Below are 12795 nucleotides of genomic sequence, written 5' to 3'. Positions count from 1 at the left end.
CATTCTTCGTCGCTTTTCCTCCGAAAGCACAGAATCAACAGAAATCGGCAGGTCTCCTGGCTTGCCTTGATTTGCCGCCTTCTCGTTCCGGAACAATGGCTTTTTTGACAAATTTGCGGAAAAATCCGCTCGGCTTACAGTTGCGGGGACAGCTTTGGTTTTACACCAAATTCCCTTTTAATCCCAAGAGCTCAGATTATGAGATTGAGAACCTATTTCGGCTGCAAAAGTAGATCGGGAAAGCTTAGAAAAAAAATCTGTTTGGAGACAAATTTTGGAAGTGGCAAAATCCCGGGCTTATTTTGAATTTCAATATCACCAAGAAATCCTGTGAAAAACATACAGTTTAGACTCTTACTTTCTTCAATTTTGTTACTTGTAATGTATTCTTTTTCAGGATGTAATGAGAAGAGTGCGACGCAAGGGTACGAGCTTGAGAAAATAGACTTGAGCTATGCTTCGGGATTTACAATTTCAAGGGGAAATGGTCTTTGGGAGCTGGAAGTTACTCAGGCTTGGGCCGAAGCCGATAGGATATTTACCTATTTGATTTTGGAAGAAAATGCCGAAAAACCTGAAGGTCATTTTGATGCGATGATTCAACTTCCGGTGGAAAAAATCATCCTGACATCGACCACTCACATTCCACATCTGGATATACTGAATGTGACGGAAAAATTGATAGGATTTCCGAATTTGGATTTGATTTCTTCTGAGAAAACCTGGGCACGGATTGATGCCGGGCAGGTGGAAGATTTGGGTGCGGGGCCTTCGGCAAATACAGAGATAGTCATTGATTTAGATCCTGATTGGATTATGATTTCTACCCAAGGAGATAATCTGAAGTACTTGGATTTGCTGGAGCAAGCCAACATTCCTGCAGTGATCAATGGAGAATATGTGGAGCAGCATCCGCTTGGGAGAGCTGAATGGATCAAGTTTACGGGCGTACTGTTGGGCAAATATGAGGAAGCGGTAGTCGCTTTTGATAAGGTTGAGAAGGATTATTTGGAAGCTGAGAGATTGAGTGATTCCATTAGTGATTCCCTTCTTCCTACAGTACTGAGTGGAGTGCTCTATCAGGATATTTGGTATGCTCCGGGAAGCGAGAGCTGGGGAGCGAATATCCTCGAAAATGCAGGGGGAAACTATATTTTCTCAGATCAGAAAGGAACCGGAAGCGCGCAGTTGAATTATGAATTTGTGCTGGAAAATGCATTGGAAGCTGATTTTTGGATAGGTTCTGCTGATTTCCCTGATTTGAAGACTATGGGGAATTCGGAGCCCCGCTACAAAGCTTTTAAAGCTTATCAGTCGGGAAATGTGTTTTCTTATACGCAGAAGCGGGGGAGAGCGGGCGGACTGGAATATTTTGAACTGGGATATATGCGGCCAGACCTGATTCTTAAAGATCTGATCAAAATCCTTCATCCTGACTTACTTCCCGAGTATGAGTTGTATTTTTATCAACAACTCGATGAAAAAAAGTAGTCCCATCCTTCTCCTTTTTGTAGCACTGATTGTGCTGGTTTTGAGTTTTTTGCTCAATGTGAGTTTGGGATCGGTGTCTATTTCTCCAAGTGAAATTCTCTCAGGGATTTTCACGGGAGAATGGACAAAAGCATCTCGTGAGCAGATTATTCTGAACTATAGGATTCCCAAAGCATTGGTTGCGATTCTCGCAGGAATAGGACTCAGCATCAGCGGACTTCAGATGCAGACTTTTTTTAGAAACCCACTTGCGGGGCCTTATGTGCTGGGAATTAGTTCCGGGGCTGGGCTTGGAGTGGCGATCTTAATGCTTGCAGGGTCAGCGTTTGGGTTGTCCTCTTTTGGGGGAGCAATTAATCCTTGGGCAATTGCGATTGCCGGTACGTTAGGCGCAAGTTTGGTATTGCTCTCGGTGAGTTTGGCAGCTTGGAAAGTCAGGGACAGCATGACGCTTTTGATCGTAGGCTTGATGTTTGGATCAGCTGTTTCAGCGATTATTTCGGTTCTTTCCTATTTTTCGGGTGCCGAATCATTGAAGCTTTTCACCATTTGGTCGATGGGTAGTCTGGGGGGCTTGGTTTGGAATCAGGTCTGGGTGTTGGGATTGGTGATGTTTATAGGGATTATTCCCGTGATTGCTTCTGTCAAATCCTACAATGGAATGCTTCTGGGTGAAAGCTATGCGAAAAGTATGGGGATCAACCCTGATCGCCTTCGTTGGTTGATGATTCTTAGTACCGGCCTATTGGCTGGGAGTATTACGGCATTTTGTGGGCCGATAGCATTTATTGGGATTGCGGTGCCGCACTTGGCAAGGATGGTCTGGAAGACTTCAGATCACCGGATTTTATTTCCTGCCTCAGCGCTGATTGGAGCGAGTTTGCTGCTCTTATGTGATGCTGTGGGTCAGTTGCCGGGATCGGCTCAGACGCTGCCTATCAATGCAGTGACCTCACTCGTAGGAGCTCCTATAGTGATCAGCTTGGTGCTTCGTAAAAATTTCAGTAAAGAATTTTAGGCTATGAAGAAGGAATCAATCATAGGTGAAAATCTCAGTCTGGGGTATACCAAAGGGAAAGTTCAGAAGGAGATTTTGAGTGGATTGAATTTTGAGCTTTTGGCAGGTGAAATGACCTGCTTGCTTGGGCCGAATGGGGTAGGGAAATCAACGTTGGTTAAGGCTATTTTGGGACAGTTGCAGCCATTCAAAGGGGAGGTGTTGCTGAATGGAAGCCCTATTTTGTCCTACGCTAAGGAAGTCTTGGCCAAAGAGCTTTCAGTGGTACTGACTGAACCTTTTCTGCCCGGTAATATGACAGTGGGTCAATTGGTCGCGATGGGAAGGATTCCTCACACAAATTGGACTGGAAAACTGACTGACGGTGATCGCGAAGTAGTTGAAAAAGCACTTCAAGCTACGAAAATTGGATATCTACGTGATGAGAGACTTTCCGAAATAAGTGATGGGCAGCGGCAAAAAGCATTGATCGCAAGAGCTCTGGCTCAAGATGGAAAGGTGATGGTCTTGGATGAACCTACTGCTCATCTAGATTTGGTGAATCGCTACGAAATCATGCATTTGCTTCGGGAGATCTCCAAAAGTCAGGGAAAGTCCATTCTGGTGGTCACGCATGACTTGGAGATTGCACTGGAGACAGCCGATAGATTTTGGTTACTCAATTGCGGAGCGCCTCTGATCTCAGGCTTGCCGGAGGATTTGGTGATTTCGGGAAAGATCAATCAGTTATTGCCCGGAGAGAATTTCCGGTTTAGTCTGGAAAAGGGGAGAATTGAATCGAAAGGGGGAGATCTAAAATTTAAGATTTCCGGACCGAAAGAATTGGCTACGTGGATTTCAAAAGCGCTTGAGAAAGCCGGAATTAAGGAATTACCGGATGAAATTATAGTCAGTAAATCTCCTTTTTTGATTAAATATGCGAGCAATGAATTTCAGAGTGTAGAAGGGTTTTTGGACTTTTTGTCGCATGACTAATCTTCTTTTTTTACCCCAATGGTTTTTGAGGAGGCCGCAGTTTAGAGATATTTTTCCGGCAGCCCTGTCCGATGGGAGAGGAAGTCTATTGATGTAGGTTTTTTTATAAAATGTTGTCTCAACTATAGAAGCGGGAGGAGGGAAGAGGTCTGTTTTACAGGCAGTCGGGAGACTGCATTAAGATGAGTCGGGAGACTTGCGCTAGGCGAGGTTTGTCAGACTGAGCGAAGTCGAAGTCTTATTTCCAAAATTTAGGTTTATACTTCTTTTATTAAATCCATACACTAAGATTGAAGCATCTTTTTCCTATATTTTGGGTTGAAATTTAGACTTTTAATTATTTAAGATTTTATGTTATTTGAACTGATCCGTCTGGAATTCCTAAAGAGTTTCCGATCCACGGCATTTGCCAAGAGCCTGATGGTAGCTATTTTTCTTGGTTTTCTGGCAATTATGCTTTTGGGATACCTTTTGATGGCGGGGATTTTTCTGAGCAGGATTTTGGCAGAACTTGCCGAGGGGCAAGATCCCATTCAGGTGCTGAACTCAGGGTTGATTTTCTTCTTTTTAGTAGAGTTTATGTATCGATATTTCTTACAGCAACTGCCTGTAATTGAATTGGAAAGTCTTTTGCACCTTCCCATCTCTAAGAAAAAAATCATGCATATGTTTCTGGGAAGGTCGTTTTTCTCCCCATTAAGTATAATTGCTTTAGTGCTCTTCACACCTTTTGCGTTCACTGAAATCTCTATTGGCTACGGTGCTTCTGGAGCAATATCTTGGCTGGGGGTAGTGGTGTTTATCAGTTGGACTTTGCACTGGTTTATGCTTTGGTTCAAGCAGCGTTTTGAGGATAGTCTGTTAGGGGTGTTGATCGTATTTATAGTTCTTCTGTTTGGTGGAGGGTCTACTTACATGGGCTGGTTTAATTTGGGTGAAGTGGTTGCTCCATTTTTCACCTATGCTATGGGCAGTTTTCTACCGATGGCTTTGCTGCTGATGGTGTGTATGGTAGGCTACTATCTTGCGTTTTCCTACTATTTGAACAATGCTTATCTGGAAGATCTTGCCAAGGAAGAGGAAGTTCGATTTGTAAATCAATCTGTAGGATTCTTTTCCAGATTTGGAATGGCCGGAGAGCTTGCAGACTTGGAGTGGAAGCTGATTATCCGTCACAAAAAAAGTAGAACATTCCTAATGCTAAGCGCATTCTTCTTGCTGTACGGGATGATTTTCTATAATAATCCTCAATACAATGATGCCGGAGACGGGTTTAATTTCATCTTTATTTTCGTAGGAGTTTTTATCACGGGTATATTTATGATTCAGTACGGACAGCTTTTCCTAAGCTGGAATTCGGGATACTTCGATTTTTTTCTTAATCGAAAGGATGGTATCAAAAATCTAGTAAGAGGAAAATACCTACTGCTGCTGTCAATCTCCTTATTATGCTTTTTGCTGTCAATTCCCTATGTCTATTTTGGTTGGAAATTCCTGTTGATCCACTTGGCCACTTTCCTCTTCAATGCCGGTGTTTTGATCCATTTGATTATCTACTTGGCTATTTGGAAACCCAAACCAATGGATCTGAATAAAGGGGCGATGTTCAATTACGAAGGGGTGGGAGCAGCTCAGTTTTTGATGATTATCCCTATGATGGTGGCTCCATACGTGATATATGTTCCTTTTGCACTGCTTTTCAATTCCTATGTCGGTTTGTTGGCCCTGGGTACTATAGGCGTGGTGGGGATTTTATTCTTCAACAAACTTTCAACTATTAATGTAAATCGGGTTTTGAAAAACCGATACGAAATTTCATCTTCATTCCGTCAAGAGTTATGATCCAAGTTACCGATCTCAAAAAACAATATAAAGAAGCTGTGGTTCTCGATGTGGCCAATCTAACCATTCCCAAATCCGAGTGCTTTGGATTGGTGGGAAATAATGGCGCAGGCAAGACTACCTTGTTTAGAATTATGCTCGATCTTGTGAGAGCCTCACAAGGAAAGGTAGAGATTGATTCCAGGGATGTAAGCAAATCAGAAGACTGGAAGGCCACTACCGGAGCGTATCTGGATGAGCACATGCTATTGTCTTATTTGACCGCAGATGAGTATTTCCAGACATTGCGAAAAATCTATGGTTTATCAGAGGCTGATTTGCAGCTTCATCTGAGCAAGTTCACAGAGCTGTTTAACGATGAAATAGTGGGAAAAAAGAAATACATCCGTGATCTGTCAAAGGGAAATTTGAAGAAAGTGGGAATTGCAGCTGCTTTGATGGGGAGTCCGGAGGTGGTGTTTTTGGATGAGCCATTTGAAAATTTGGATCCAAGCTCTCAGATCCGACTGAAGAAATTGATTCTTCAGGAAAAGGAGAATTCCCAGGTTACCTTCTTGATATCCAGCCATGATTTGAACCATGTGACGGATATCTGTGATCGTATTGTCTTACTTGAAAAAGGCAAGATCATCAATGACCTGAGAGATAAATCCGCGATGCTGACCGAGCTGGATGCTTATTTTACAGGCTGAGCTGTGGAAATCATGTTCATTTACTTAGCTTAAAATAAACATGATGTAGAATAAGTGATTTTTCTGGACAGGTTTTGCATACATGTCCATATTTTGTTAAAATCTGAACATATAGTCGATATGTGTCCACCAAATGGACGTATAATTAGTGTGTGTTCATTTTTTTATATAAAAATGGACATATTTATTTTTTCATGTTCATTTAATCAGTAAATTTGGACACGATAAAAAATGTATTCTATGCCTTACGATCGGAATATTCCCTTTAATGGCTTGCCTTTACTTCCTCCATCCAAGGAAGTGGAAGAAGATATTACGATTCTAAAAAAACTGGTAACTGCATCGAGAGCACTAGCTTCTGTGAATGCCAGCGTACTTCGCTTGCCAAATCCAACGATGTTGGTGAATACCATCGCTCTTCAGGAGGCCAAGAGTTCTACTGCTATTGAGAATATTTTTACGACAGAAGATGAATTGTACAAAGCAGTTTCAGACTTGATCCAAGAGGAAAGAGCAGATTCGGCGACCAAGGAAGTGCTGCGGTATAGGGAAGCGCTCTGGGAAGGATATGCAACCATGAAAGACAAGTCTAGCATTAATCAAGACGTGATCTTGGGGGTGTTCAGAGAAGTGAAAAACACGAATGCTGGTTTTAGATCTCCTGCCACACAGACGATTATCAAGCGGGGCAATAGTGAGTTTCGATCAGGGGAGACCGTTTACACTCCACCCAGGGGAGAGAAGTTGCTTCAGGACTTGATGGATAATTGGACGGAATACCTCTGGAATGACAATGACTTTCCGACGGATCCGCTGCTGAAAATGTGCATTTCCCACTATCAATTTGAAGCGATTCACCCATTTGCAGATGGAAATGGGCGAACGGGTAGAATTTTGAATCAGCTTTATTTGGTCAATAAAAGACTTCTCGATCTTCCTGTGCTCTATCTGTCAAAATACATCATCGTGCATAAAGAAGACTATTATTACCATCTAGGTGGAGTTACACAGCGGGCTGACTGGAAGACTTGGATCTTATTTATGCTGGAAGCGGTGGAGAAAACTTCTATTCTCACAGAGGATTTGATCCGTCAAATTATCGTCCAAATGAATGCCACACTTGAGTATGGGAAGTCAAAAATCAAATGGTATTCGAAAGAGGTCAATGAACTGGTTTTTTCCCAGCCGTATCTCAAATCCAAAACGCTAGGGGTATTGATGGGAGTGAGTTCAAGAACGACGTTGACGAAGTATTTTTCTGAGCTAGCGGAGGCAAAAATTCTTTTCCCCAAAAGAGATGGGAAAGAAGTGTATTATGTGAATGAAGAACTTGTTAGGATTTTGGCAGATTGAAATAGGGTTTTGTTTTTTTTATCTGTGTATGTAAAGTTTTAATAACCAGATGATAATGTCTTTATAGTAATAAAATCTATATTGGCTAGACGCTGACCGTATTATTAATTATATGTTAGTTCAATAAAATATTTATATTCACAACTTTATATCTAATTCACATCTTTAAACTATCAAATGAAACTTTCCAAAAACCTTATTTTATTAGCTGCAATAAGTCTTGGCTTCTCATGTGGCTCTAGTGAAAACGAATCACCTGTCGATTCAGCGTTGATAGTCGGAGGATGGGATATGGAATCCTACGAATATTCAATTAGTACAAAAATGACATATGGAGAGGAGGTTTTTGAAACTTTCAACAGGGGTGTGGCTACTGAAAGCGACGCCCAGGTGATTTTTAGCGAATCTCCTAATACTTACTCTGGAAAAGGGAGTTATGTTATTTTACTGACGGCAGAGGTAGATGGTGAATCGTTCGAAGAGGAAATTAAGTTAGACAACCTTTTTCAAGATGGTACTTGGGAAATCAGTGGTGATAAACTAATTGTAGATAACTCAAGTCAGCCATCACAAGAAATTACCATCGCCAAATTGAATGCCAATTCATTGGTATTGAAATTTCTTGAAGAATCGACTGTAGATTATCCAGGATCTACTATAGTGAGTAAAAGAGAAGGTACAGCCACTTACACTCGTAATTAATACTTCAAAAAGTCCCTCCAAACGCTCGGAGGGACTTTTCACATTCCTATCCATACCATTGAATGGATAGAGGTTCAACCTTTAATCAACCAATTTATTTCCATCCGCCGCCTAGGGCTTGGTATATATTCACTTTGGCATTCATCTGCTTCATCTTAGTCTCGATCAATTCGAATTTGGATTCCAGCGCATCCCTTTGTGTCAGCAGCACTTCCATATAATCCGCTCGCGCTGATTTGAATAGTTCATTGGAAATATCAACTGACTGGGTAAGTGCCTGAACTTCCTGCGACTTTAGATTATAGGCTTGATCCAGATTCCGGATATTGGAAAGCTGGTTTGCAACTTCTATATAAGCGTTCAAAATGGTTTGTTCATAGTTGTAGATAGCCTGAATCTGCTTGGCATTTGCAGTCAGATACTTTGCTTTGATAGCATTTCTATTGATCATGGGAGCTGCCAGTTCACCGGCGACAGAATAGATCAGAGACTCAGGGGCCGTGAAAATGTAGCTTGGGTTGAAGGCATTAAACCCAAGACCGGCAGTGATGGCCAAAGAAGGATAGAAGTCAGCTTTTGCCACCGAGATGTCAATTTTTGAAGCTGCCAATTCGAGTTCAGCCTGTCGGATATCAGGACGGTTTGCCAATAATTGGGAAGGAATTCCGGTCTGGATTGTTTCTGGGATCAAATCTCCAAATGCAGCTGAGTTTCTCTCTACCCGCTGTGGAAATCTTCCCACCAGAAAGTTGATTCGATTCTCGACCTCTATGATATCTTGTTGAATACCATATTGTAAACTCTGGGTATTGAGCACCTGTGCCTGAAATCTACGCACAGCCAGCTCTGTCACCCGGGCTGCATCTTTCTGATATTTTACAATCTCCAGCGCATTAGTTTGAATCTCAATATTCTGCTTTACAATAGCCAGCTCATTGTCCAGGGCCAGCAATTCATAATATGAGTTGGCGATCTCGGAGACCAGGTTGGTCACCATAAAGTTTTTGCCTTCCACACTGGCCAAATACCGGCTCATTGCAGCCTTTTTGGCATTTCTGAGCTTGTGCCAAATATCGACTTCCCAAGTGGCATAAGCTCCAAGCATATAGTCTTGAAGTGGATCAGGCATTTCTTTACCCGGCTTGATGTCGGTATTGGCATCATTTGCACCTTGGCTGGTATACCTGCCGAGCTTATCCACTCCTGCCGCTGCCCCGATATTCACTGAAGGTAGAATCTCTCCTTTGCGAACTCTAACCTCATTCTGTGCGATCTGAATTTCCTGCAAGGTGATATTCAGTTCCTGATTATTACTCAGTGCAGTGTCAATCAGTGCCTTCAGGTAGGGATCTGCAAAGTAATCTTGCCATTTCACTTCTGATGCAGTATTTGCTGTGTCCTGAGCGCTGTCGGTATAGCCTTCGGGTACCTCGCTATTTATGTCTTTCTGTAGTAACTCAGGAGTTTTGCAGCCAGTCACGGCTAAAGCTATTGTCACTGATACAAGACATATATGTATTGTTTTCTTAAGCATGTGAGTGGTGTTTTGGTTCGGATAATGGACTTTCATCTTCATTCATGATCAGATGTCGACCATCCGCCAAACTTCCAAATATGAAGTATAGGCCCGGAACAATGATCACCCCGAAAACGGTACCGAATAGCATGCCTCCAAGTGCAGAGGCGCCGATGGTATGGTTACCGATAGCTCCCGCTCCTGATGCCAAAATCAATGGAATCAAACCTGCGATAAAGGCAAATGATGTCATCAAGATCGGGCGAAAACGTACCTTGGCGCCTTCTATGGCTGCCTCAAAAATGCTCAATCCTTCCTGACGTTTCTGAACGGCAAATTCCACGATCAGTACGGCATTTTTACCCAATAAACCGACTAGCATAATGAGTCCAATCTGCGCATAAATATCATTGTCCAGCCCCATCAGTTTCAGTAATAAGAAAGAGCCGAATACTCCTGCAGGCAGCGAAAACACAACTGCGAGCGGAATGATGAAGCTTTCATACTGTGCTGCCAATACAAAATACACGAATACCAATACGATCAGGAATACATAAAGAGCTTCGTTTCCTCTGTTGGATTCATCATATGAAAGTCCTTCCCAGGCAATGTCGTAGCCTTTAGGCAGTGTCTGGGCAGATACTTCTTTGATTGCTTGAATTGCGTCTGCAGTCGTAAATCCCGGCGCCGGAAGTCCACGGATGGATGAGGAATTGTACATGTTGAATCGGGTGACTTCATTCGGTCCCTGAGTTTTCTTCATGGTCATGAATGCTGAGTAGGGAACCATTTCTCCAGCTTCATTTTTGACAAATAGATTCAAGACATCGGAAGGAAGTCTCCTAAATGCAGGATCTGACTGTACATATACTTTGAAGAATCTGCCAAACCGGATAAATCCCTGCTCATAAGTACTACCGATAAGGATGTTCAGGTTTTCCATCGCTTTTCCTATGGATACACCCTTCTGCATTGCCTTGTCGTTATCTATTTCCAATTCGTATTGGGGATAGTTTGCTGCAAAGAAGGTAAACAAGCCTGTGATTTCTTTTCGCTTGCCCAAGTCATCCATGAATTGCTTGTTGATCTTGTCAAACTCTTGATAATCAGTAGTAGTGGTCTGGTCTAAAAGACGCATAGAGAAGCCACCTGAGGAACCAAATCCCGGAATTGCCGGTGGTTCGAAGAATTCTATCACCGCACCTAGACCTTTGGATTCTTCTTCCAGTTCTTCCATGATTTCTTTCACGCTGTGCTTTCGTTCGCTCCATGGTTTTAGGTTGATCAAACAAGTACCTGCATTGGATCCACGTCCTTCAGTCATGATTTCATAGCCCGCCAGAGAAGAAACGGATTCCACACCGTCTATCTCCTCACAGATTTTCTGTAGCTTCTGTGAGACTTGATTGGTTCTTTCCAGTGTGGCACCGGGAGGCGTTTGGATTATGGCGTAGATGGTACCCTGGTCCTCACTTGGGATAAATCCTGAAGGCAAAATTTGATTTTCGAAGACAATTCCTACACCGAAGAGTAAGAGAATTCCGAATGTAAGCCACCTTCTGCTTACCATGGATCTTAGCAAGCTTACATATTTACCGGTCAATTTATCAAAGCCACTGTTGAAACTATCCAGTGCTTTGGTCAGTAGATTTCTCTTCTTCTCTTTCCCATGATTGTTTTTCAACAGCATAGCACACAGCACAGGTGTCAGCGTCAACGCAATGATGGCGGAAATCACAATAGAGCTGGCCATGGTGATAGAAAACTGGCGATAGAATGTGCCTACAGGTCCACTCATAAATGAGATGGGCAAGAATACCGATACCATGACCGCAGTGATGGCGATGATCGCCCCACTGATTTCACCGAGCACTCGTTTTACAGCCTGATAGGGTGTCAAATGAGGGAACTCCTCCATCTTGGCATGTACGGCTTCCACCACCACAATCGCATCATCTACCACAATACCGATGGCAAGTACCAAAGCAAATAGCGTAATGATATTGATCGAGAGCCCGAACATCTGAAGAACAAAAAAAGCTCCTATCAGCGATACGGGGACTGCTATGATAGGGATCAACGTAGATCGCCAATCTCCCAAAAAGACAAATACAACCAAGGCTACCAAGATAAAGGCATCCCGAAGTGTATGGATCACCTGCTCGGTGGACGCATCCAAGAACCGGGATACGTCATAACTGATTTTGTAATCCATTCCGGGAGGAAAGGAAGCCTTCATTATTTCCAGTTCCGCTTTTACTTCTTCGATTACATCACTTGCATTGCTACCATAGTTTTGCTTCAATACAATTGCTGCCGACGGGTGACCATCCAAGTTGGAGTAAATATCAAAGAACTCACTTCCCAATTCGGTTTTGGCAATATCTTTCAGTTTGATGCTCTCGCCTTCCGCATTTGCCCGGATAATGATATTGTCATATTCTTCGGGTTTGCTAAACCAACCTTTGTAAGTCAATACGTATTCCAGAGATTGAGCTTCAATACCTGAACTTTGTCCTATTCTGCCGGGACGTCCTATTATACTTTGCTCTTGCATTGCTTCCATGACTTCTTCCACAGAGATGTTGTAGGCACGCATACGGTCAGGATTTAGCCATACACGCATCGCATAGGTTCTGCTACCTAATATCTGGGATCTTGCCACTCCTTTGATCCTGTTGATTTCAGGGATCATATTCACGTTGGCGTAGTTATACAGGAATTTTTCATCCATATTTTCGCTCGTGGAATACAGGTTGACATACATCAGCATACTTGGCTGTATAGGCGTGATTACCACACCTTCTCTCTGTACGAGTTCGGGTAGGAGAGGCATTACCTGATCCACCCTGGTCTTGACCCGTATGACAGCCTGATTGGGGTCGGTACCGGGTTCGAAGATGATGTTCAGCGTGGCTTCTCCTGCACTGGTAGCATCCGTGGCCATGTAACGCATGCCTTCCACTCCGTTGATAGAGTTCTCCAGTGTAATAAGCGTGGATTTCACAAGTACATCTGCACTTGATCCCGGATAGGCTATGAAAATACTCACCGTCGTAGGTGCAATCTGGGGGAACTGCGAAATTGGCAGTTGCTTGATGGCCAGCGAACCTACAAATACGATAATGAATGAAATCACAATCGCGAGGACTGGTCTTTTTATGAATGTAGTAAACATTTTACTTCTGGTTTTTAGGAGAGAATAG

9 protein-coding genes and 1 riboswitch are annotated in these 12795 nt (G+C 42.8%); of the genes, 7 read left to right on the top strand and 2 right to left on the bottom strand.

The window, feature by feature from the left end:
* Nucleotides 1-28 precede the first annotated feature (28 nt).
* A riboswitch (cobalamin riboswitch) is annotated at nucleotides 29-231 on the bottom strand.
* A 99-nt stretch (nucleotides 232-330) separates the two neighbouring features.
* The 7 genes from J2X69_RS06335 (at nucleotide 331) to J2X69_RS06305 (ending at nucleotide 8073) form a co-directional block, all read left to right on the top strand.
* A complete protein-coding gene (locus J2X69_RS06335) occupies nucleotides 331-1491 on the top strand; it encodes an ABC transporter substrate-binding protein (RefSeq protein WP_310100257.1) in 1161 nt (386 codons plus the stop codon).
* Nucleotides 1478-2509 carry an iron ABC transporter permease gene (locus J2X69_RS06330; RefSeq protein WP_310100254.1) on the top strand — a complete coding sequence of 344 codons (1032 nt, stop codon included), beginning with the start codon at nucleotides 1478-1480 and terminating at the stop codon, nucleotides 2507-2509. Before J2X69_RS06335 ends, J2X69_RS06330 begins: the two co-directional genes overlap by 14 nt.
* 3 nt (nucleotides 2510-2512) lie before the next feature.
* Nucleotides 2513-3484: an ABC transporter ATP-binding protein gene (locus J2X69_RS06325; RefSeq protein ID WP_310100251.1), complete on the top strand. Its 972-nt coding sequence runs from the start codon at nucleotides 2513-2515 to the stop codon at nucleotides 3482-3484.
* A 351-nt stretch (nucleotides 3485-3835) separates the two neighbouring features.
* Entirely contained in the window at nucleotides 3836-5326 is a 1491-nt protein-coding gene (locus J2X69_RS06320; RefSeq protein ID WP_310100248.1) for a DUF5687 family protein, read from the top strand.
* A complete protein-coding gene (locus J2X69_RS06315) occupies nucleotides 5323-6018 on the top strand; it encodes an ABC transporter ATP-binding protein (RefSeq protein WP_310100244.1) in 696 nt (231 codons plus the stop codon). The genes J2X69_RS06320 and J2X69_RS06315 overlap by 4 nt, the downstream gene beginning before the upstream one ends.
* Before the next feature lie 240 nt (nucleotides 6019-6258).
* Nucleotides 6259-7371: a Fic/DOC family N-terminal domain-containing protein gene (locus J2X69_RS06310; protein WP_310100243.1), complete on the top strand. Its 1113-nt coding sequence runs from the start codon at nucleotides 6259-6261 to the stop codon at nucleotides 7369-7371.
* 177 nt (nucleotides 7372-7548) lie between these two features.
* Nucleotides 7549-8073, top strand: a complete 525-nt coding sequence (locus J2X69_RS06305; protein ID WP_310100240.1) for a hypothetical protein — start codon at nucleotides 7549-7551, stop codon at nucleotides 8071-8073.
* A 94-nt stretch (nucleotides 8074-8167) separates the two neighbouring features.
* Here J2X69_RS06305 and J2X69_RS06300 read toward each other — a convergent pair whose 3' ends face one another.
* Complete coding sequence (locus tag J2X69_RS06300; RefSeq protein ID WP_310100238.1) at nucleotides 8168-9607, bottom strand: efflux transporter outer membrane subunit; 1440 nt, start codon at nucleotides 9605-9607, stop codon at nucleotides 8168-8170.
* Nucleotides 9600-12767 carry an efflux RND transporter permease subunit gene (locus tag J2X69_RS06295; protein ID WP_310100234.1) on the bottom strand — a complete coding sequence of 1056 codons (3168 nt, stop codon included), beginning with the start codon at nucleotides 12765-12767 and terminating at the stop codon, nucleotides 9600-9602. Before J2X69_RS06295 ends, J2X69_RS06300 begins: the two co-directional genes overlap by 8 nt.
* Between the last annotated feature and the right edge of the window lie 28 nt (nucleotides 12768-12795).

Source organism: Algoriphagus sp. 4150, assembly GCF_031457395.1.
GTDB lineage: Bacteria > Bacteroidota > Bacteroidia > Cytophagales > Cyclobacteriaceae > Algoriphagus.
This window is presented reverse-complemented; position numbering and strand designations above follow the sequence as displayed.

Coding starts and splice junctions, on each gene's coding strand:
- J2X69_RS06320 (WP_310100248.1), top strand. CDS start 3,836: ATGTTATTTGAACTGATCCGTCTGGAATTCCTAAAGAGTTTCCGATCC.
- J2X69_RS06310 (WP_310100243.1), top strand. CDS start 6,259: ATGCCTTACGATCGGAATATTCCCTTTAATGGCTTGCCTTTACTTCCT.
- J2X69_RS06315 (WP_310100244.1), top strand. CDS start 5,323: ATGATCCAAGTTACCGATCTCAAAAAACAATATAAAGAAGCTGTGGTT.
- J2X69_RS06330 (WP_310100254.1), top strand. CDS start 1,478: ATGAAAAAAAGTAGTCCCATCCTTCTCCTTTTTGTAGCACTGATTGTG.
- J2X69_RS06295 (WP_310100234.1), bottom strand. CDS start 12,767: ATGTTTACTACATTCATAAAAAGACCAGTCCTCGCGATTGTGATTTCA.
- J2X69_RS06325 (WP_310100251.1), top strand. CDS start 2,513: ATGAAGAAGGAATCAATCATAGGTGAAAATCTCAGTCTGGGGTATACC.
- J2X69_RS06305 (WP_310100240.1), top strand. CDS start 7,549: ATGAAACTTTCCAAAAACCTTATTTTATTAGCTGCAATAAGTCTTGGC.
- J2X69_RS06300 (WP_310100238.1), bottom strand. CDS start 9,607: ATGCTTAAGAAAACAATACATATATGTCTTGTATCAGTGACAATAGCT.